This window comes from Tropicimonas sp. TH_r6 (genome assembly GCF_033101155.1).
Classification (GTDB): Bacteria; Pseudomonadota; Alphaproteobacteria; order Rhodobacterales; family Rhodobacteraceae; genus Tropicimonas.
On the sequence record NZ_JAWMPX010000020.1, the window covers coordinates 34,351 to 54,976 of the forward strand.

Annotated in this window: 22 protein-coding genes; 9 read left to right on the forward strand and 13 right to left on the reverse strand. The window is 62.5% G+C overall.

Features of this window, described 5'->3' with window-relative positions:
- Positions 1-133: 133 nt before the first annotated feature.
- A complete protein-coding gene (locus R3X27_RS17600; protein ID WP_317710187.1) occupies positions 134-580 on the reverse strand; it encodes a Phasin in 447 nt (148 codons plus the stop codon).
- A 134-nt stretch (positions 581-714) separates the two neighbouring features.
- The gene (gene phaC / locus R3X27_RS17605) at positions 715-2,511 is read right to left on the reverse strand and encodes a class I poly(R)-hydroxyalkanoic acid synthase (protein ID WP_317710188.1); all 1,797 of its coding nucleotides are present in this window, start codon (positions 2,509-2,511) and stop codon (positions 715-717) included.
- Positions 2,512-2,627: 116 nt separating this feature from the next.
- Between phaC and phaZ the strand changes: the two genes are divergently transcribed.
- Positions 2,628-3,911, forward strand: a complete 1,284-nt coding sequence (gene phaZ, locus R3X27_RS17610; protein WP_317710189.1) for a polyhydroxyalkanoate depolymerase — start codon at positions 2,628-2,630, stop codon at positions 3,909-3,911.
- A 79-nt stretch (positions 3,912-3,990) separates the two neighbouring features.
- Here the strand turns inward: phaZ and R3X27_RS17615 are convergent, their stop codons facing one another.
- From R3X27_RS17615 to R3X27_RS17630, 4 genes are all read right to left on the reverse strand, one after another.
- Positions 3,991-4,701: an alpha/beta hydrolase gene (locus R3X27_RS17615; RefSeq protein ID WP_317710190.1), complete on the reverse strand. Its 711-nt coding sequence runs from the start codon at positions 4,699-4,701 to the stop codon at positions 3,991-3,993.
- Positions 4,702-4,794: 93 nt separating this feature from the next.
- A complete protein-coding gene (locus tag R3X27_RS17620) occupies positions 4,795-5,235 on the reverse strand; it encodes a VOC family protein (RefSeq protein ID WP_317710251.1) in 441 nt (146 codons plus the stop codon).
- Positions 5,236-5,246: 11 nt separating this feature from the next.
- Positions 5,247-6,215, reverse strand: coding sequence for an alpha/beta hydrolase (locus tag R3X27_RS17625; protein ID WP_317710191.1), 969 nt, complete (start codon positions 6,213-6,215; stop codon positions 5,247-5,249).
- Entirely contained in the window at positions 6,212-6,967 is a 756-nt protein-coding gene (locus tag R3X27_RS17630) for an alpha/beta hydrolase (RefSeq protein ID WP_317710192.1), read from the reverse strand. The genes R3X27_RS17625 and R3X27_RS17630 overlap by 4 nt, the downstream gene beginning before the upstream one ends.
- A gap of 96 nt (positions 6,968-7,063) precedes the next feature.
- Between R3X27_RS17630 and R3X27_RS17635 the strand changes: the two genes are divergently transcribed.
- A complete protein-coding gene (locus tag R3X27_RS17635; RefSeq protein WP_317710193.1) occupies positions 7,064-8,167 on the forward strand; it encodes a pyridoxal phosphate-dependent aminotransferase in 1,104 nt (367 codons plus the stop codon).
- A 175-nt stretch (positions 8,168-8,342) separates the two neighbouring features.
- On the opposite strand, the gene R3X27_RS17640 is transcribed toward R3X27_RS17635, so the two are convergent.
- Both R3X27_RS17640 and R3X27_RS17645 read right to left on the reverse strand, forming a co-directional pair.
- Positions 8,343-8,693 (reverse strand): H-type lectin domain-containing protein, encoded by a 351-nt coding sequence (locus R3X27_RS17640; protein WP_317710194.1) that lies wholly within the window; start codon positions 8,691-8,693, stop codon positions 8,343-8,345.
- 77 nt (positions 8,694-8,770) lie between these two features.
- Positions 8,771-9,919, reverse strand: a complete 1,149-nt coding sequence (locus tag R3X27_RS17645; protein WP_317710195.1) for an alpha-hydroxy acid oxidase — start codon at positions 9,917-9,919, stop codon at positions 8,771-8,773.
- A gap of 204 nt (positions 9,920-10,123) precedes the next feature.
- On the opposite strand from R3X27_RS17645, the gene R3X27_RS17650 reads away from it, so the two are divergent.
- From R3X27_RS17650 to R3X27_RS17660, 3 genes are all read left to right on the forward strand, one after another.
- Positions 10,124-10,528: a response regulator gene (locus tag R3X27_RS17650; RefSeq protein ID WP_317710196.1), complete on the forward strand. Its 405-nt coding sequence runs from the start codon at positions 10,124-10,126 to the stop codon at positions 10,526-10,528.
- An 83-nt stretch (positions 10,529-10,611) separates the two neighbouring features.
- Positions 10,612-11,415 (forward strand): alpha/beta hydrolase, encoded by an 804-nt coding sequence (locus R3X27_RS17655; RefSeq protein WP_317710197.1) that lies wholly within the window; start codon positions 10,612-10,614, stop codon positions 11,413-11,415.
- 206 nt (positions 11,416-11,621) lie between these two features.
- A complete protein-coding gene (locus tag R3X27_RS17660) occupies positions 11,622-11,798 on the forward strand; it encodes a hypothetical protein (protein WP_317710198.1) in 177 nt (58 codons plus the stop codon).
- Here R3X27_RS17660 and R3X27_RS17665 read toward each other — a convergent pair.
- Positions 11,795-12,991, reverse strand: coding sequence for a pyridoxal-phosphate-dependent aminotransferase family protein (locus R3X27_RS17665; RefSeq protein ID WP_317710199.1), 1,197 nt, complete (start codon positions 12,989-12,991; stop codon positions 11,795-11,797). The genes R3X27_RS17660 and R3X27_RS17665 overlap by 4 nt on opposite strands.
- Positions 12,992-13,243: 252 nt before the next feature.
- Between R3X27_RS17665 and R3X27_RS17670 the strand changes: the two genes are divergently transcribed.
- Positions 13,244-13,972 (forward strand): tyrosine-protein phosphatase, encoded by a 729-nt coding sequence (locus tag R3X27_RS17670; RefSeq protein ID WP_317710200.1) that lies wholly within the window; start codon positions 13,244-13,246, stop codon positions 13,970-13,972.
- Here R3X27_RS17670 and R3X27_RS17675 read toward each other — a convergent pair.
- A complete protein-coding gene (locus R3X27_RS17675) occupies positions 13,954-14,640 on the reverse strand; it encodes a TIGR04283 family arsenosugar biosynthesis glycosyltransferase (protein WP_317710201.1) in 687 nt (228 codons plus the stop codon). The two genes, R3X27_RS17670 and R3X27_RS17675, sit on opposite strands and share 19 nt — an antisense overlap.
- A gap of 84 nt (positions 14,641-14,724) precedes the next feature.
- On the opposite strand from R3X27_RS17675, the gene R3X27_RS17680 reads away from it, so the two are divergent.
- Positions 14,725-15,465: a folate-binding protein gene (locus R3X27_RS17680; RefSeq protein WP_317710252.1), complete on the forward strand. Its 741-nt coding sequence runs from the start codon at positions 14,725-14,727 to the stop codon at positions 15,463-15,465.
- Positions 15,453-16,268 (forward strand): fructosamine kinase family protein, encoded by an 816-nt coding sequence (locus tag R3X27_RS17685; RefSeq protein WP_317710202.1) that lies wholly within the window; start codon positions 15,453-15,455, stop codon positions 16,266-16,268. The genes R3X27_RS17680 and R3X27_RS17685 overlap by 13 nt, the downstream gene beginning before the upstream one ends.
- 60 nt (positions 16,269-16,328) lie before the next feature.
- On the opposite strand, the gene efp is transcribed toward R3X27_RS17685, so the two are convergent.
- The gene (gene efp, locus R3X27_RS17690; RefSeq protein WP_317710203.1) at positions 16,329-16,892 is read right to left on the reverse strand and encodes an elongation factor P; all 564 of its coding nucleotides are present in this window, start codon (positions 16,890-16,892) and stop codon (positions 16,329-16,331) included.
- Between the two features lie 213 nt (positions 16,893-17,105).
- On the opposite strand from efp, the gene R3X27_RS17695 reads away from it, so the two are divergent.
- The gene (locus tag R3X27_RS17695; RefSeq protein ID WP_068308919.1) at positions 17,106-17,426 is read left to right on the forward strand and encodes a DUF6280 family protein; all 321 of its coding nucleotides are present in this window, start codon (positions 17,106-17,108) and stop codon (positions 17,424-17,426) included.
- Between the two features lie 433 nt (positions 17,427-17,859).
- Here R3X27_RS17695 and R3X27_RS17700 read toward each other — a convergent pair whose 3' ends face one another.
- Positions 17,860-19,041: a hypothetical protein gene (locus tag R3X27_RS17700; protein ID WP_317710204.1), complete on the reverse strand. Its 1,182-nt coding sequence runs from the start codon at positions 19,039-19,041 to the stop codon at positions 17,860-17,862.
- A gap of 117 nt (positions 19,042-19,158) precedes the next feature.
- Positions 19,159-20,550 carry a TolC family outer membrane protein gene (locus R3X27_RS17705; protein WP_317710205.1) on the reverse strand — a complete coding sequence of 464 codons (1,392 nt, stop codon included), beginning with the start codon at positions 20,548-20,550 and terminating at the stop codon, positions 19,159-19,161.
- Positions 20,551-20,626 lie beyond the last annotated feature (76 nt).

Below are 20,626 nucleotides of genomic sequence, written 5' to 3' on the forward strand. Positions count from 1 at the left end.
GCAGCAAAGCCTAGACGACGCCTGATCAAAAGAAAAGCTTACAAACGGAAAAGGGTGGGCTGAAACAGCCCACCCTTCAGGTCTCAACGGGTCAGGGAGGAGGACACCCGCGCGAAACCTCTCACCTTGTGCCTCACTTGGCGGCGGTGGCTTTCTTGGCAGCGGTGGTCACCTCGTCGGTGGCCTTCTTGACGGCAGCCTGGGCGTCTTCGGAGAAGTCCTTGCCAGCGGCCAGCATCAGCTCGACGGTTTCCATCTGGACCTTCTTGGCGACTTCGGCGAAGGCGGACATGGTCTCGGCAACCATCTCGGCCTGCGAGGAGGCGTAATCGGTCATGGCCTTCTGGTAGTCGCCCGGCTCTTCCTTGAGCTTGGTGACTTCACCCAGCTTGGAGAGGGTTTCCTTGGTCCACTTGGAGGAGATCTCGGTCGACTTCTCGGCGGCTTCCAGAGCGACCTTGGAGAATTTCTCACCCAGAGCGGCCTGGGATTTGAAAGCGTCCTGCATGGCGGAAGTGTCCATCGGGAAGGAGGACATCATTTCCTGCATCATCTTGGTCATGTCATCGGTCTTGGTCATGGCTTTGCTCCTGGCGAGGGCGGCCCGGGCTGTCGGGCGCTGCTGTTGTTCGATGACCAAGATATACTTTCTGCGCCGCAGCATTTCAAGATTGTTTGCTGCAGCGCAGCATTTTTTCAGACAACAGCCCGATCTCAGGCGCTTTTTTTCGCCACAACATAGGTCCCCGGCGCGGGAACTATCGCGGGATGGTCCGAATCACCGGGCTGTCGCGCGGGCACCTGTGCACCCGAGCGGCGCTTCAGCCATTCCTCCCAGCGCTGCCACCAGGAGCCTTGATGGAAATCGGCCGTCGCCTGCCAATCTTCCGGCGACAGCGTCATGTCCTCATTGGTGTAGTGGCCGTATTTCTTCTTGCTCGGCGGGTTCACGATACCGGCGATATGGCCGGATTCGGAGAGAATGAAGGTCTTCTGCTTCGAACCCATCTTCTGGATACCCCGGAACGAACTCTTCCAGGCGGCGATGTGATCGGTCTCGCAGGCGATGGCGCAGAGCGGCACATCCACATCCTTGATCGAGAGCGTCTCGCCGCAGAGCTCGAACCCCTCGCTGCCAGCGAATTCGTCCCGCTGGCAGAGGCCGCGCAGATATTGCACCGCCATGCGGCCGGGCAGATTCGTGCCGTCGCCGTTCCAATAGAGCAGGTCGAAGGCCGGCGGCGCCTCCCCCATCATGTAACTGCGGATCGCCGGCGCATAGATCAGGTCGTTGCTGCGCAGATAGGAGAAGGTGCGCGACATGTAGAACGAGTCGAGAATACCCGAGTTAACGCATTCCGCCTCGATTCCGTCGACGAAATCGTCCTGCAGGAAGACGCCGACCTCGCCCTGATCCGAAAAATCGGTGAGCGTCGTGAAGAAGGTCGCGGAGCGGATCGACTTGTCACCGCGCTTCTTCATCAGCGACAGCGTCAGCGACAGCGTTGTGCCGGCGATGCAATAGCCGATAACGTTGATCTTCTCCTCGCCACAGATGGACTTCACCTCGTTGATGGCGGTGAGATAGCCCTCCTCGATGTAGTTCTCCATGCCAACATCCGCATAGGACTCATCGGGGTTGACCCAGGAGACGACGAAGACCGTGTAGCCCTGATCCACCACCCATTTGATCAGCGAGTTGGCAGGCTTGAGATCCAGAATGTAGAACTTGTTGATCCAGGGCGGGAAGATCAGCAGCGGCGCGCGCGCGACCGTCTCGGTCGTCGGCTTGTACTGGATCAGCTCAAACATCCGGTTGCGGAAAACGACCTCGCCCTCGCTCGCACCGATATTCTGGCCCACGGTGAAGGCGTCCTTGTCAGCCAGCGTGACGACCAGATCGCCGTCATTGGCCTCCATATCCCGCACAAGGTTCTCCAGCCCGGCAACCAAGGACTGCCCTTCCGTGTCCACAGCCTTCTGCAACGCCTCCGGATTGGTGCTGAGAAAATTGGCCGGGCTCATCATGTCGACGATCTGGCTGGTGAAGTATTCCAGCCGCTGCTTGTCCTTCGGTTCGAGATAATCGAGATCGGCGACAGCCTTGTTGATGGCCTCACCCGTCATCAGATATTGCTGCTTGAGGAAGTTGTAATAGGGGTGCGTCTGCCAGAGCTCACCAGCGAATCGGCGGTCTTGCGGTGTCTTGTCCTCAGGGGCGGTCAGTTTGCCGGATGCGAGCACCTGCTGGGCCTCAAAGGCGTGTTTCAACGTCTTTCCCCAGAAATCCACCTGATGTTCGAAGATCTTGGCCGGATTCTTCATCATCTCGGTCCAATAGGCCGATCCGGCCTTCATATAGAGGTCCTGACCCGGGGACTGCAGTGCCGGGTCAATCGGTCTTTGATGCGACAGGGCCGCCACAAGCCGTTGAGAAAGCGACTCGATTTTCGCCAGATTGGCCGCGAGCTCGTCCTGATCTGGTGTTTGAGTCTCTTGATCGGTTGTCATGGAAGGCCCTTTTCCATTAGTTTCGCCGCAATGAATATATTCGCAGGAATGTTCCGGCAAAGCGACCTTTTGTTCCGGTCGCCCGCCAGAGGCGCCACCCAAGGAGTAAGTGACGCATGAAATACATGGCAACCTATGACCTGATGGAGAGTATCCGGGTCACCAATGAGTGGCTTGGCTCCACCGCCAAGGCGGCGTGCTCCCATCCGGCCTTCGGGCTGTCCATGAATCCGTTCCTCCAGCTCACCGCAGCCTGGGGCGAAGTGACCGAGCGCAGCTTCCAACGCATGCAGGCCAAACCGGACTGGAACATCAACTCCGTCGTCGGCAGAGACGGGCGCGACCACTTGATCGACGTGATACCGATGGTCGAGAAGCCCTTCGGCGACCTCATCCACTTCGAGGTCCAGGGCCGGGAAGAACTGCCGCGCAAGGTGCTTCTGGTGGCGCCGATGTCCGGCCATTACGCAACGCTGCTGCGCTCGACTGTCTTCTCGCTGCTGCCCGATTGCGAGGTTTATACAACCGACTGGCACAATGCGCGCGACATCCCGGTCTCAGCCGGCAAGTTCGATGTCGAGGATTACGTGCTCTACCTTGTCGAGTTCATGAAGCATCTCGGACCGGACACGCATGTGATCGCAGTCTGCCAGCCGGCCCCGCTGACACTAGCGGCTACCGCCTATCTCGCGGAGGAAGACCCCGCCGCACAGCCCAATTCGCTGACCCTGATCGGCGGCCCGATCGATCCGGGCGCATCCCCGACCGAGGTGACCGAGTTCGGGCGCACGGCCACGATGGGACAGCTGGAACAGCATGTGCTGCAACGGGTCGGATTCAAATATGCCGGCGCGGGGCGGATGGTCTATCCGGGCCTGCAACAGCTCGCCTCCTTCATCGCGATGAATTCGGAGATGCATTCCTCCGCCTTCTTCGACCAGATCGTGCGCACGGCACGCGGTGAGGCGCACGAGCATGACCGCCACAACCGGTTCTACGACGAATATCTCGCCGTGATGGACATGACGGCGGAATTCTACATGTCGACCGTCGAGCGGATCTTCAAGAATCGCGAGATCGCCCAGGACATCTTCGAGGTGAACGGCAAGCGCGTGCATATCGGCGCGATCACCGATGTCGCGGTGAAGACGGTCGAGGGCTCGAATGACGATATCTCGGCGCCGGGCCAATGCGTCGCCGCGCTGGACCTGCTGACCGGGCTCGACGACAGCAAGAAGGCGAGCCACCTGGAACCGGGCGCCGGCCATTACGGCATCTTTGCCGGCAAATCCTGGCGCAACAATATCCGGCCGCTGGTTCTGGAATTCATCGACGCGAACATGTCCCATGAGCGGCGCCGGATGGATTTCGCCAACATCAAGTCGCTGCATTCGCGGTAGGGGCGAACGGGGATCGCCCTTGCTGTCGCGGCGTCGGCCGCGGCCGCCTTGGCGACATTCCCGACCGAAGACCTTTCGATCAGCGGAGGATGAGCGGAGATTCGAGCCAGTTGCGCAGGATCTGGTTGGTGACTTGCGGCTGTTCGAGTGTCGGCAGCTGACCGGCGCCTTCCACGATGTGCAGATCGGCATTCGGGATAAGCTCGGCCATGAATTCATGACGTTTGACCGGGTAAACCACGTCCTGGTCGCCGCAGAGCACAAGCGTCGGAACACGGGTCGTGCGCAGGACCTTCTGCTGATCCGGGCGGCGCTGCAGCGCACGGGACTGGGCGATGAAGACCTCCGGGCCGAGCGTTTCAGCCATGTCGACGATGAGGTTGAGAACCTCGCCGCGATTGGGTCCCTGGGCGAGGGAGCGCGGGCCGATCTCCTCGCGCATCATCGACCCGAGCCGTCCGGAGCGCACGGCGACGATCTGCGGTTCGCGATCTGCGGCGGCCTGCGGCGTCTCGGGCAGCGGGCTGGTGTCGAAGAGCGCCAGCCGGGTGATGCGCTCGGGCGCACGGCGGAGCACTTCCATGGCGACCATCCCGCCCATGGCGAGCCCGGCAAGGGCGAAGCGGTTCGGAGCGGCCTCCAGCACCTGCGCAGCGATGGCCCCGATGGAGGAGGCTCCAGCGACGGGGGCGACCATGACCGCACGATCGCGTCCGAACTCCATCACCTGCGGCCAGAAGAGCCGCGCGTCGCACATCATGCCGGGCAGGAATACCAGCGGTTCATTCATTCACTCGGCCCTCGTTGACTGCTCTGGCACCGTTACATGCATCCGGCCGCAGGCTATAGAGCGGCGCCAGTCCGGCGGAAAGCCCGAAACGCCTCACTCGGTAGCGCCGCCTCCCCACTGGAAGGCCCCGTCGCGGCCAAGCGGCGAGAAGGGGTTATAGGCGACTTCCCAGAAATGCCCGTCAAGATCAGCGAAATAGCCGTGATGGCCGCCCCAGAACACATCCTGCGCTGGCTTGAGCAGCTTTCCGCCAGCCGCTTCCGCGGCGGCGAGAAGGCGCGCGACCTCCTCCGGACTGCGCACGTTATGCGCGAGCGTCATCGTGGAGCTGCCCGGGGTGAGGGACTCGAGCGGCACGCCGATATCCTCGGCCAGCTTGTCGAGCGGGTAGAGCCCGAGCGTCTGGCCCAGAAGGTTGAAGGCGATCACCCCGTCCGGGCTCGCCTCCCTCTCCCATCCAAGTGCCTCGTAGAAGCGTGCGGCCCGCTCCAGATCGGCCACGCCGAGGGTGATCAGGCTGACACGACGTTCCATACTCATCTCCATCACAGTTTCCCGGCCCAATCAGCGATGATCCGGGCTGTTTCTTCGGTCTGCCCGGGGCTCAGGCTGTCCCCGGAAATCACATGCGAGCTGGGGTCGTCCTCCGGACCCATCACCCGCAGCGAGACCTCTGTCGGCCCACCCCAGGCCGCCATCGCCTCAGCAGTCTTCTCAGGTGAAACGACCTGGTCCTGCTCGGAATAGACGAACAGCGCCGGAACGGTCGCCGCAGACAGGTCAAGCCCGTCGACATGCTCCACCAGCGCCATCATCGGCAGAACGGCGGTGGTCGGGTAACGCGTGGTCCAATGAGCGGCATGGGCGTCGTTCAGCGGCTCGAAACCACGCTCAGGCCCGACAAGATGCGGCAGCCAGTACCGCGCCAGCGGCAGGGTCAGCATACCGGCCTTCGGGTTTTGCAAGGCGAAGTTCGGCGAGACGAAGACCACGCCCGCGAGCCCATCGGAGAGGTCGGGGTCGGTCGCGGCGAGGGCGGCCAGCGTGCCGCCGGTCGAAGTGGAGATCACGAGGACGCGCTCACCGAGGCGGCGGCCAATGGCCAGCGCTTCCGCCATGTCCTCGATCCAGTCCCCGGCCGTTGCCTCGGCCATCGCATCCCCGTCGCGGCCATGCCCGGTGAGACGGGTGAAGAAGAGATTGGCGCCGAGCGTCTCCGCCACCTTGTCCGGCACCGGGCGGATCTCCTCGGCGCTGGCCGAAAAGCCGTGCAAATAGATAATGGAGAGCGGGGTCGTCGCCCCCGGTTCCCCAGCCCATTGGATGCGCTTCACGGCTTCCGGGCGCAGGTTCGGCACATCTGCCTCCTGTTTGGCCAGCCAGTCATCGAGATTGTCGCCGAGTGTGTCGGCCGCGAAGGATATGTCCCGGTCCACCGGTTCGCGAGGCCCGAACAGGAACAGGGCTCCAATGACAAGCAGGAGGCCCAGAACCCCAAAGGCAAGCATTCTCATCCTTCCACCTCCCGCAACACCTCTTCGACCGCCGCAACGATCAGGCCCATATCCGCAGGCTCCGAGAAGCGGTGGTCGGCGCCCTTGACGAGCGTCAGGCGAATATCTTCGCCCTCGACATGCTCCAGCAGGCGCAGCGCGGTGGCGGTCTCGACCGACTCATCCGCCGTACCTTGCAGGAAACGGGTCGGGAAAGGCAGCGTGAGCGGGGATCGCAGGACGAGCCGGTCGCGCCCCTCCTCAATCAGTCGCCGGGTCACGATCATCGGGTCGCCGTAATCGGATGGAAGCGCAACCTGCCCTGCTTCCAGCACTTCCGCCTTCTGGGCCTCGGAAAACCCGGCCCAGAATCCATCTTCGGTGAAATCTGGCGCCGCGGCGATGGTGACAAGCCCGGCCAGCTGTTCCGGCATCGCCCGGGCCAGCAGCAGCGAGAGCCAGCCGCCCATGGACGAGCCGAGCAACAGGATCTTCCCATCGGTCAGCGTTTCGATCACCGCCGAAGCGTCCTCGAACCAGTCGCCGATCGCCCCCTGCTCGAACGCGCCGCTGCTCTGCCCGTGCCCCGAGCAGTCGAACCGGATGAAGGGCCGCCCCTGCGCCCGCGCCCAGGCTTCCAGGTGCAGCACCTTGGTGCCCCCCATGTCGGAGCGCAGCCCGTGGCAGAAGACGATGGCCGGGCCCTGTCCTTTGTGGCGATGATAGGCGATGCGACGCCCCTGCGGCGTCGTCAGGAATTGCGGATCGGCCATGGCTCTTTCCCTGTCTTTTTGCCGCGCAACACTAGCCGAGCCGGAGCGCATCGCAAGCCTTGCCGTTGCGCCCGGCTTGCGCCACTCTCCTCGCCCATGACCGGACCTCGCTACACCCCGCTTGCCGCCTCGCTCCCCGCCACCGTGCCCTTTGTCGGCCCCGAAACCCAGGAACGCGCGCGCGGCCGCCCCTTTGCCGCGCGCCTCGGCGCCAATGAATCCGGCTTCGGCCCGGCCGCGTCGGTCATGCGCGCCATCGCGGACGCGGCCAGCGGTGCCTGGATGTATGGCGACCCAGAGAATCACGACCTGATTCAGGCGCTTGCCACCCATCACGCCCTGCCGACCGAGGCGATCATGGTCGGCGAGGGAATCGACGGGCTGCTCGGCTATCTCGTGCGGTTGCTTGTCGGACCGGGCGACTCGGTCGTCACCTCCGCCGGCGCGTATCCGACCTTCAATTACCACGTCGCGGGTTTCGGCGGCACGCTGCACACGGTTCCCTATCGCGACGATCACGAAGATCCGGCGGCGCTTCTCGACCGTGCCGCCGAGGTCGGGGCAAAGCTGGTCTATCTCGCCAATCCGGACAACCCGATGGGAACCTGGCATGACGCCGCGAGTATTTCCCGCGCCATCGACGCCGTGCCCGAGGGCTGCGTCCTACTGCTCGACGAGGCCTATATCGAGCTTGCCCCCGAGGGCACCGCGCCCGCTTTCGACCCGACCGACAGACGCGTCATCCGCATGCGGACCTTCTCCAAGGCGCATGGGCTTGCGGGCATGCGGGTCGGCTACGCGGTGGGTCATCCCGAACTGATCACCGCCTTCAACAAGGTCCGCAACCATTTCGGCATGAGCCGGGTCAGCCAGGCCGCAGCGCTGGCGAGCCTCGCCGATCCGGACAATCTTGCCGAGACCATCGCGCGTGTCGCCCGCTCCCGAGACCGCATCGCGGAGATCGCGCGTGCAAATGGTCTGACCCCACTCCCCTCCGCCACCAATTTCGTCGCTCTCGACACGGGGCGTGACGGCGATTTCGCCCGCGCTCTGTTGCAGGCGCTGATCGAACGGGACATTTTCGTCCGCATGCCATTCGTCGCACCGCAGGACCGCTGTATCCGCATTTCCTGTGGCCCGGATCGGGAGATGGACCTCTTTGCAGCCGCGCTGCCCAAGGCTTTGGCCAGCCTCTGCTGAAGTTTGATCCGTCGAAAGAGGGTGAAAAAGCCTGATGAGGGGGTGGGGGCCCAGTGCCGTTGGCCCGGCCTCACGGCCGAAGGACACTGTGCCGGGCTCGGAGCGGTCCAGACAGCCAATGCTCGTTCACGCACGCGCAGCGCAACCGCAAAAACACCCAAGATCAGCCCCGATGTCAGGAAATGTCCCAATCATCCTCATGCGCCAGCTCACCGATGGCCAGCCAGGACGCGGAGGCGCGGGCAATCTGGGTATCGCTCCAGGTGTGAACGGCGATCTCGAACCCCTCTTCCGTGATCGAACGGGCCGTGATGTCGATACGCGGATTGGAGCTGGCCGCGATATCCACCATCGACAACGAAACATGGACCGAGGGCGGAGTCATGAAACGCTCAGAAAAGCGAATTTCGACCGTCGCCTCCCGCGAGCCTTTCCCCGCCCACATCGGCCCGTCATTCCGGAAATCGGAAAAGAGCCGCGTGTCGCCCTGATCGATACCAATGAGGTAATTCCGAAATTTCTTCATGAGGATTGTCTACCCACGCGGCATGGCGAATTCATGGCGCGAGTATTTCCAGAGGCCGGGCAGCCATGGCAAGTCACTCAGCCCTGAATTGTCCTCGGTTGCGACTTCAGGGCCTCAATATCCACCGCCCCGTATTGCACCATGTTCGCTTCGAGATCGGCCTTCAGGATGTCATAGACATGCTCTGCCCCACGCGACCCGAGCGCGGCTGTCCCGTAGAGGAATCCACGTCCGAGCATGCAGAAATCGGCACCGAGCGACAGGGCGCGCATGATATCCAGCCCGCCCTCGATGCCACTGTCGAACAACACCTTGAGGCGGCCGTTCACAACCCTGGCAATCTCGGGCAACACATCGATGCTGGCAGGGCCGGCGTCGAATTGCCGGCCACCATGGTTGGACACGACTATCCCGTCTGCGCCCGCCGCGACAGCCAGTTCCGCATCCTCGGGATGCATCACCCCCTTGACCACGAAATGCCCCGGCCACGCATCCCGCATCTGGCGCAGCATCTCCCAATCCGGCCGGCCATCGACCACCTTGCCGACAAACCGTGCGGCCCCGGCAAAGGTCTGGCCGTCGAAATAGGATTCGAGGATCTTGAAGCGCGGCAACCCGTTGGCCAATGTCTCCAGCGACCAGCGCGGACGGATCGCGGCGCGCCAGATCGATTGCGGCGTGAACTGCGGCGGTACGGAGACCCCGGCGACAAGCTGTCGCTCCCGACGGCTTCCGACCGGCACGTCAACCGTGATCATGAGCGTTCCGAAGCCACATTCATGGGCGCGGCGCATGATGTCAGCTCGGATTTCGGGGTCGACCGGGGTGTAGAGCTGGAACCAGCCATTGCCCTCGCAGAGCGGACCGATTGTCTCCGGCGCCTCATTGGCAACCGTGGAGAGACCGTAGGGAAAGCCCTTCTCCGCTGCCGCCCGGGCGATATAGCGTTCCGTGCCCGGCCACATCAGCCCCGACAGCCCAACCGGCGCCGCGCCGAAGGGAACCGAGTAGCGGCGCCCGAAAATCTCCGTCTCCAACGAGGGGGTAAACCGCCCCCGAAGCACGCGTGGGACCATCTCGACCGCATCGAGCGCGGCGCGGTTATGCGGCACCAGACGCTCGGTCCCGGTGCCGCTGGCGAGATACTCCCAGGCGAAGAAGGGAACCCGCTTTCGGGCTTTCTCGGCAAGATACGGAATGGAAGGGTAACGGTTCTCAAGCTTCATGTTTTGGTCCGACCAGATCTACATCGGCAGACATATGCCTCGCGTTGGTGAATGCCAATGTGACAATGCTTCAACCCTCCCGCGGCATGTCCGACCAACGCACCTGCACAGGCGCGGAGATATTGTATTCCGGGCGGAATTCTTCCTATGATGCGCCGGAATGAGTATCGCCACGAAACGGCGATAATTTCCGTTGGAGCCGTAATGCCACAGATCGTCATTGCCGATGACAACCTGGAATTCGCCAATTACGTCGCGACCGTCTGCCGGCGCGAAGGTTGGAGCGTCGAGACTTGCGAAAATGGCGCGATCCTGCTCGAAACGCTGAGAATGGGAAGTGGGCCGGCGCTTGTACTGGTCGATGTGAACATGCCGGAAATGGACGGGATCGAGGCCATCGAGTGGATCGTCGATGTAGACCGGCCGTTGCGGTTGCGGTTTGTCACCGGTGGATCGGACGCGCCGATCGTGGCCGCGAAGATGATCGCCTCGGCCCGAGATCTGGCCGTGGGTTACAATGTTTTCAAGCCCTTGCGTAAAGAAGAGCTACAAGCGCTGCTGAAGGAAGAGGCGGAGAAGCTCGCCGCAATGGGGGTCGCGCAGACCTGACCCGCGTCGCGTCACCGCGCCGACGCCACCAATCGAACCTGGCGTGGCTCGCCGCGCCAGCATCGAGTTTCAGGAGACGCTGGATGACTGACCCGACAGCCTATGACAACGCCGATTTCATTCCCGATGGGCATTCCTATTTCGCTCGCTGGGCGGAAGCAGCGGAAAACTTCAGAGCACATCACCCGACCGTATTGCAACGGCGCGATCGGGCTTATGGCGCCGGCGACCGTCAGCGCTATGATCTTTTTCTCCCGGAATGGCCTGCGCGCGGGCTGTATTTCTTCATTCATGGCGGTTTCTGGTATTTGAGTGGGCGCGAAGACTGGTCGCATCTTGCCCAGGGCGCGCTTGGCAATGGCTGGGCGGTCGCCCTGCCCTCCTATCCGCTGGCTCCGACGGCACGTCTCTCGGAGATCACCCGGTCGATTGTCCTTGCGCTGGAGGCCGCGGCCAGGGAACTTCCCGGCCCCATCCTGATCGGCGGCCACTCGGCGGGCGGGCACCTCGCCATGCGGATGGTCTGCCCCGATGTCGGGCTGTCGGAGGCAGTCGCGGCGCGTATTGCCGGCATCCAGCCGATCTCACCGTTGGCCGACCTGACGCCACTCGTCATGCTGCCGATGAACGCGACGCTCCGAATCGACGCCGAGGAAGCCGAGCGCGAAAGCCCGATCTCCTATCCCGAACCGCTCTGCAATGTGGCCATCGAGGTCGGCTCAGCAGAACGGCCTGCTTTCATCGACCAGTCGATCCGCATGGCGGATCACTGGCAGAAGGCCGATCTGACCATTTCCGAGAACAGGCACCATTTCGACATTCTCGACCCACTCTGCGATCCCCAAAGCGATATGGTCAAACGACTGTTGAAGCAGTCAGACGACTGAGGACCGCGCCGCGCCCGACCGTATCTCCAGCCATCCGAGATAGATCGAACTGAGGAACCCTTGGCGATTGAAGGCGCACAGGCAAGCCGGAAGCGTCCTGTCGGCGAACGGCAAACCCGGCCTCCAATCCGCCCTCCTCCGTCGCTTCACTCGAATGTCATTCCCCGGCGGCACAATCGCGCTATCCTGCTGTTCGGAGGCCGACGATGAAGCATCACGCACAGGACCGTGCTCCCGACTACACCAATGCCGCGCTGATCATGCTCGGCATCAACCTCTTCTGCTTGCTCTACGCGCTCTGGCTCGCCTTCGGCCTTGTCGTCCCGCTCATCACAGCCTTCGCGACCGACCGGCTTATCACCCGCCTTGGCAGGCGCCGCTAGGCCCGCGACAGCACTGTCGAAGCCGCCTCCAGCGCGCCGGGCCCATGCGGAATCTTGACCGCCTTGAGCCCGATATCGATGGCGCCAAGCGCCCCCATCACCATCTGTGCGTTCACATGCCCCATGTGGCCGACCCGAAAGAAGCCGTCCGAGGCCGGATCTTCGTCCGTGCCCATGCCCAGTCCGATCCCGAGCGTCACGCCCGCATGCGCGCTCACCCAGTCACGCAGCCGCGTTCCGTTCTCCCGACCCGCACGAACCGCCGTCACCGCGTTGCTGCGCATGGCCGGATCGGCGATATTGAGCTCCAGCGGCCCCCCCGCGCCCCAGGCGTCAAAGGCCGCCCAGACCGCTTTCGCCAGCGCCGCGTGCCGTTCCCAGATCTTTTCCATCCCTTCGTCCAGCATCAGATCCAGCGCCACACGCAACCCGTAGAGATGATGCGTCGGCGCAGTCCCGCAGAAATACTGGTAGAACGCCTCCGCGTTCACCCGCGGCCGCCAATCCCAGTAGCCCGTGACAAGATCCGCCCGGTCCCGCGCTGCATCGGCCTTCGGAGAAAAATAGACGAAACCGAGGCCAGGTGGCGTCATCAACCCCTTCTGGCTGCCGGTCACCATCACATCGACACCCCAGTCATCCATGTGGAACTCGTCCACCCCGAGACAGGCGATGCAATCGACCATCAGCAAGGCCGGGTGGCCGACTCGATCCAGAACCGCCCGCACCCCCTTGATATCGTTCTTCACGGAGCTTGCCGTATCGACCTGAACGCAGAGGAGAGCCTTGATCTCGTGGCCCGCATCCTCCGTCAGCACCGCCTCGACCCGCGCAAGATCGATTGCATCGCGCCGCCCGAAATCCAGCCGCACGGGCGCGATGCCCAATTGCTCCGCCTTGTCCGCCCAGCCATGGGTAAAGGTCCCCGTTGCCAGCGCCAGGACCTTGTCGCCCCGCCGGAAGACATTGGTCAGCGCCGCTTCCCACGCGCCATGCCCGTTGCAGATATAGATTGCCACATCGTGCTGCGTTCCGGCGACGCGCTTCAGGTCCGGAATGATCGTGTCGACAATGTCATGCAACTCGCCCGTATAGATATTCGGCGCCGGCCGATGCATGGCACGCAACACCTCGTCAGGCATGACGGAGGGGCCGGGAATGGCGAGGTAATGGCTACCACGGGACAGCGTCATGGCACGAACTCCTTGCAGGGCCGACGCTTGGTCCTAAGACGCCTTCGCCAATCCGTCAAACCCGACCTTGCGCCACGCCCCCGTGGACACCCGTTCTGCCCGCATCTCAGACGCTGTTGCTCAAACGTTAAACCACCCAAGAATTACGGACCGCGGCGCGACGTGCCGGTCAGCCAGCTTGCCCGCTCGACCGGTTCAGGCTAGACCCGCCCGGCGCGCTTCGCAAATGGCGCCGGAAATCCGACAGGTTGCATGTTCAAACGCCTCTCAAACTGGTTCGAAACCACGGAACGCCGCCTACGTCGGTCCTTTGGCGACGATATCTCGACGCCGGAACTGCGTCGTCAGGCCTGGTGGCATTTCAACCTGTTCGACCATGCTTTCCTGCGCCTGCCCTGGACAAATTTCGACCGCGTCGCCGAGGATGTCTACCGCTCCAATCATCCCGGCCCGCGCCGGCTTGTGCGTTACAAGGAGATGGGAATCCGCGGCGTGCTGAACCTGCGCGGTGAGGACGGTTACTCTCCGTGGCTCTTCGAGCAGGAGGCCTGCGAAGAGCTGGGACTCGATCTGCGGGTCGCCAAGATCTACGCGCGCAAGGCTGCCAAGCGCCAGGAGATCGTTCGCCTGATCGACACCATGCGCGAGATGCCCAAACCCTTCGTGATGCACTGCAAGTCCGGCGCCGACCGCGCTGGCTTTGCCGCCGTACTCTACAAGGCGATCATCGAGGGCGTTCCGCTCGAGGAGGCGCGCAAGCATCTGGCGGTCAAGTATATCCATCTCGATTGGACCGAGACCGGTATCGTCGACCACATCATCGATCTCTACGAGCTGCGCAACGCCGCCGCGCCGATCGCAATGGAGGACTGGTTCCGGACCGAATACGATCACCGGGTTGCCACCGAGACCTTCCGCGCCAAGCAATCCGGCAAGCCCTGGCAGGACCTGCTCCCGCCGCTTCAGGACTTGCCTGAATAGGCACGGGCAAGCTGCTCCGGGTCCGCCCCGGCAAGATAGCGCAGCAGCAGCGACAGGTTCCGCGCACCGCGCCGCAGCCATCCCTCCGCCTCGTACCGGCCTGCCGATGTGGTGAGCACCAGCGGCAGCAGCACAACCTTGCAATTCAACGCGCGGACAAGCGCCACATCCTCCATGAGCGGGATGTCCCGATAGCCTCCGGCGTCGGCGTAGTCCGGCCGCGCGACCAGGAGCCCCTGATCCCCGTAGGGCAAATGCAGGACACGCGTGCGCAGATTTGCCCATCCAGCCACGAGCCACGGCGCCAGCCCCTGCGCCCGAAAGCCGAGCCGGAACGCATAGGCGCGCCCTTGCGCCGCCATCGCCGCCTGAACCGTCTCGGCCCAACCGTTGGGCAGCCGGCTGTCGGCATGCAATGCAAGAAACCACTCGCCCCGCGCCGCAGCCACGCCGCGCCGCAACTGTCCGCCGCGCCCCGCCGCCCCTGAGACGAACTCCGCCCCGACCGCCTCGGCCAGTTCCTCGATATCGTCCGACGAACCGCCATCGCTGACGATCACCTCTCGCACCAGCCCCGTTGCGACACCATCCATCAACTCGGCAAGAAGCCCGGCAGCCTCCGGCGCGGCGTTCAGCGTGGGGATGATGACGGAAAGCGGGGCGGGCATGGCAATCTCCGGGCTGTCGGGCGGGCGCATCCTCCCCTATATGATTGCGATGCAACGAGGGAGCCTGAAATGTCGGAGCAAGCGATATCACAACGCAGGGTGCTGGCCATCACGGGCGCGGACCGGCTGTCCTTTCTCCAGGGGCTGGTCACGAATGATGTGGATAAACTCAAGGACGGCGCGGTCTATGCGGCCCTTCTGAGCCCGCAAGGCAAGTATCTTGCCGATTTCTTTCTGGTCGCGGAGGGCGAGCGCGTCTTGCTTGACGTGGCCGAGACGCTGGCGGACGATCTGGTCAAACGTCTCTCCATGTATCGTCTTCGGGCCGATGTGCAGATCACGTCGACCAATCTTGCGGTCTCGCGTGGCACCGGCACCGCTCCCGAAGGCGCCCTGTCCGATCCGCGCCATGACGCACTCGGCTGGCGCCTCTATGCCGAAACGGCACTGCCGCAAGACGAGACTGACTGGGACGCACTTCGCGTCGCGCATTGCGTTCCCGAAAGCGGAGCCGAGTTGCGTCCCAATGAAAGTTATATCCTTGAAGCGGGGTTCGAACGGCTGAACGGAGTCGATTTCCGCAAGGGTTGCTATGTCGGGCAGGAGGTGACGGCCCGGATGAAGCACAAGACCGAGCTGAAAAAGGGTTTCGCGACGGTCGACATCACCGGTGATGTCCCGGTTGGGACCGGGGTCGAAGCGGATGGGAAGCCTGTCGGCCAGATTTTCACACAATCCGGCGGCCGTGCCATCGCCTATCTCCGTTTCGACCGGGCGGGCAACGAGATGCAGGCTGCCGGAGCACAGGTGACATGGCGCGGCTGAACCGCATTGAAACCGCGGTATCCGAAAGGCTCGGGCTCTCCGTCGAGCGCATCCAGTCACTCCATGGCGGCTCGCTGTCCGAGGTCTGGCGCCTGTCTCTCTCTGACGGCTGCACAGCGGTCGCCAAGTCCGGGCCGCTTGTCGCGCAGGAAGCGGAGATGCTGCGCGCAATCTCCGCCGCCGGGGCGCCGGCACCGAAGGTTCTCGGCGTCGTTGACACTGTTCTGCTCCTGGAAGGCTTGCCCGAAACCAGCGCATCCCCGGCGGGTTGGCGCGCACTTGGCCAAGGGTTGCGACAGCTACACAGCCAGAGCGCGCCGCACTTTGGCTGGAGCCACGACTACGCCTTCGGATCGGTGCCGATCGCCAATGGCCCGGCCTCGGACTGGCCGGGTTTCTGGGCGGAGAGCCGCCTTTTGCCCTTTCTGAAAGACCTGCCAATGGACCTCGCTCGGCGGGTCGAAGCCCTGTCGGGCCGGCTCGGGGACTTTCTGCCTCAAACGCCGTCCCCTGCCCTCCTTCATGGCGACCTGTGGACCGGCAACGTTCTGTTCGGCCCCGATGGAGCGGTCCACCTGATCGATCCGGCCTGCTATTTCGGTGACCCAGAGGTAGATCTCGCCATGTTGGCACTCTTCAACCACCCGCCGGCTGCCTTTTCCGAAAGCTACGGCCCACTCTTGCCCGGCGCAAAGGAGCGGCGCGCCGCATACCAACTCTGGCCCGCACTTGTGCACATGACGCTTTTCGGGCCCGGCTATCGCGACATGGTCGAAGCCCGCTTGTCGCGCCTCGGTCACTGACCGAAAACACAAAGGGCCACCCGCAGGCAGCCCCCATGTTTCCGTGACCGAATGTTGGCGTCAGGCGCGCTCGGAATACTCCATCGTCTCCGTGTTGACGACAATATCCTCGTCCTGACCAACAAACGGCGGCACCATCACTTTGACACCGTTGTCCAGCAGCGCCGGTTTGAACGAGTTCGCGGCTGTCTGACCCTTCACCACCGGCTCGGTCTCGACGACATTGCAAACCACCTTCTGCGGGAGCGTCGCGCTCAGCGCCTCATGCTCGTAATACTCGATCTGGATCGTCATGCCGTCCTGCAGGAAAGGGCGGCGATCACCAAGAATCTCGACCGGCAGCTCGATCTGTTCGAACGTGTCGTTGTCCATGAACACAAGCATTCCGTCATTCTCATACAGGAATTGCTGGTCTTTCTGCTCAAGCCGGACGCGCTCTACCTTGTCGGCACTGCGAAAACGTTCATTCAGCTTCGAGCCGTTGCGCAGGTTGCGCATCTCGACTTGTGCGAAGGCGCCGCCTTTTCCGGGCTTCACATGGTCCGCCTTCACGGCAACCCAGAGCCCGCCATTGTGCTCCAGAACGTTTCCGGGGCGAATTTCGTTTCCGTTGATTTTCGGCATATTTGACCTTCACCGCGCTTGAACGAATGTTGGACGCGTCTATATCTTGGAGGCCGGCGGCTGACAAGCCGAGCATATATGGCGTTGGAGAAACCTTAGCTATGCACAAAACGCATAGGAGGCATTCCAAAAGGGAAATACCGAATCGCTGTAAAAACGTCATATTCGGCCTCACGCCGAAAAGACAAGAGCAAGAATAAAAAGGACGACGAGATGACCGATTTCGTTGACGGTACGGCATTCAACTACGAACAGGGTCAACGAGCGCGCAAGCTCTTTGCTGCTGTCGTGTTGGCCGCGCTGGATGATGCTATTGCCGACGACAAGAAATATGGCAACGGTCCGGAGCAGATCGCCCGTTGGGCACGCTCGCGGGATGGCCGCGAAGTTCTCAGCTGCGCCGGTATCGACCCGAACGAACGTGTCGTGTCCGGGCTTATGGAGTTCGTGTCCAACGGTGTCCGCACCTCCGTCGCGCTGTCGCGCGAGGAAAGCGAACGGCGGCAGGCTGCTGAACAGGCCGAAGCCGCATAATCCGAGGGAACCTTCGGAAATTAAAAGAACGCGCCGAGAGGCGCGTTTCTTTTTCGGCCCTGCAGGAGCCAGCCATAGGGGCTTGCTTGCCTCCTACCTACGAAAGCTCGAGAGCCTCACCGCCCCGAAGAAGTGTCGGTCACCACTGCACGGCTAGACCCTTACCTGAACAAGACAATCTGACACGACCGGATGGCTTCGGTGGGCTTGGAGTTCTTGTAAACAGGACATGCCGTCACGGACGGGTCAAACCGCGCTGCGAGATTTCTTGCGCCCAGCCGCTATCCTCTACCACGCCGTGGCGCCTGAGGATCGGACGATCTGTGGGTCGCCCCACACAAAGTAACTCCTGGAAAAAATTCCGTTCTGCCTTCGCTCAGCAGACAAGCCGCCAGCGGACAAGCAGGATCCAGTTCGTCAGGTTCGCGAGAGCTCAGTCGAAGTCGCGCGCGGCGAGTGCCCGGTGAATTTCGCGACGAACCAGCTTGCGAACGTTCCGTGTGATCCGTTCGCCAAGTGCCCCCTGCAACTCCTGATGTAGCAACTCGGCGATGAGATCACGCAAATCCGCCTCAACTGGTATTGCGCCATTCTCCGCAAAGAGATTTTCCGGATCTTCCGACAAATCGGCGGTCGTCTCGTCGTCCCCTTCGGCCGAAAAACTCTGGACGGCCTCGGCCAGGATCTCGTCCGCTTCCGGAAGTGCCTCGGCAAGATCAGGCTGGACGTCTTCTTCCAACAACTCTTCGATCTCCGCCGCATGGAGAGCCTCGTCGAAAGCGTCTTCATCTGATGGCTCGGGCTCGTAGTCGACTGGAGAGACCTCCTCTTCAGCCTCCAGAGCCGGTGGAGCAAGGCCTTCCTCTATAAGAGGAACGTCGAGTTGTTTCTCCTGCCCAAGGGCGTCGCCCTCCTCGACCAGGTCTTCATCCCGGATCGACCCGAACATGAAGCCGGCGCGCGGCGCATTGCGCGGGGGAACGGCGTCCGCTTCGGCCTGCCACCCCTCGGACTCATCGGGGGTCTCCAGCTCTGCAATCTCTGCCTCCGCGACAGGCTCATCGACCTCCGCAGACCCATCGCCGCTCAATTCGTCCTCGGAGAACACAACATCCTCTGCACTGGAGTCATCGGAAACGTTGAGTTTCGGGCGCACAAAACTGGGCAATTCCATTTCAGTCTCGAGATCATCCGACTGTGCCGCCTCAACATACTCGGTCGGATCATCGTCCAACTCCGTAAGGTCCGGCTCGAGGTCCGTCACATCCTGACGAACAAAGACCGGCTCTGAAACGCTGTCCAATTCAGCCTCTTCCGGGGAACGTTCCAGCGACTCCGGATCTGCCTCCTCCAGAGCTTCACCAAGTTCCACCTTCGCATCCTCGTCCCACGCGCGCGCTTCTTGGTCCGACGCGCCTTCCGAGGGCTCCGGCACCTCCTCGACCCGCAAAGAGGGAGTCAGAACAAGGGCGTCCGACTCCTCCGGCGGGACGTCCTGCGCCGTGTTTTCCGGAGCTTCCGCCTCCTCGGGTGTCTCGTCACGGTCCCCCGCAACAAGCCTGCGAATCGAGGAAAGCACGTCTTCGATTTCTGCGTTGCTTACCGGGTCCGACATGTCAGCTCCTGTCTTCCAGATTCTCTCTCAGATACACGAACCTGCACCCTGCGCATACCAATCCGGAGCGTCATCCCCTCCAGATCGGAAGCAAAAACCGTGCGAAGAACGCCTGGCTTACTGCTTGCCAAGCTTGCGAAGCACGCGGTCAAGCTTCTGACCACGCGGCGACAGGCGCGCAGGAGCGGACTTGACAGCATTGTAATAACCGGCCGGGTCATAGGTCTGAATTCCGAGGCTTAGATGATCTACGGTCATCAGACCCATCGCAGAAAGAAGTGAATAAACTGCTACATACTGCGTTGCAATCGCATCGATCCGGGCCGCGCGCGCGTCGAGCAGTTCCTGTTCCGCATCAAGGACGTCCAGCGTCGTCCGCGCACCGAGGGTCGCTTCCTCGCGTGTCCCTTCGAAGGCGATCTCAGCGGCGCGAATCTGCAATTCGGACGCCCGAATCTGCGCCGTCGCGGCGTCGAAATTCGCCCAGGCCGAAGCGACTTGCTCCTCGATCCCGAGCGTGACCTGCAGCAGGTTCGCCCGGTTGGAATCGCGCTGTGCGATAGCCTGACGCTCAAACGCGGCAAGAGCGCCGCCGCGATAGATCGGCTGCCTGAGATCCAGCGAGAGGAAGTGTTCCTCGTCCTGATACTCCGAATCCGTTTGCGAGATGATACTACCGCTGATGGAAGGCCGATAGCTCGCCGAGGCAATTCGCATACCAAGCTCCGCAACCGTCACTTCACGTTGCGCCTGGCGGATGTCGGGATGGGTCCGCACACCGACCCGGATCGCCTCGTCAACGCTCGACGACGTCTTGGGCAGCGCACCCGGAAATGTAAGGTTGTTCGGGTAGCGCCCGACTGCGGTCCGGAACGTTTCGCGCGAGACAGCGAGATCGCCGCGCGCTGCTTCCAGCTGGCTGATTGCCGCCGCAAGCCGACTCTCGGCGAGCGCGACGTCCGTTCGCGTCACCTCACCAACCTCGAAACGGTCTTCCGTCGCCTGTTTCTCCTGGGTGAGAACGCGCACGTTGTTCTCGCGCAAGGTGACAAAGGCCTCCGCCCGCAGAACCCCCATATACCCGACGACGGCGTTTAGAAGGACCCTCTGCTCCAGCGAGCGCAGCGCTTCCCGGGTCGCCAGAACGGTTTCCTTGCGGCTTTCGATCGTCATTCGGTTGGCGCCGCCGGCATAGATCGCGATGCTCGCCTGAAGCTGGTAGGTCGCGACAAGATTGTCGCGAGAAAGGCCAGCGTTGTAGAAGCTCGAATAGATCTCCCGTTGCGGGTGCACCGCATCCAGACCCATCACGAAATCAAGAGTCGGAAGCAGAGACGATTGCGCGATGGCGACATCGTCATCCGCCGCCCGCAAGAGCGCCCTGTTCTGTGTCAGTAGGTTGGAATTGCGATACGCGTCGATCAAAGCGTCCGTCAGTGTCTCCGCAGAGACTCGAACGGGCATGATAACGAGTGCCGTGAATGCCAGGCTAACGGCTGCACGCCGCATGGTCTTTCCGAAAATCCTCACGCGAACTGCTCCTTCTCGTGGGTTTTGCTGATTTTTGCCTGAACTATAGCAACTT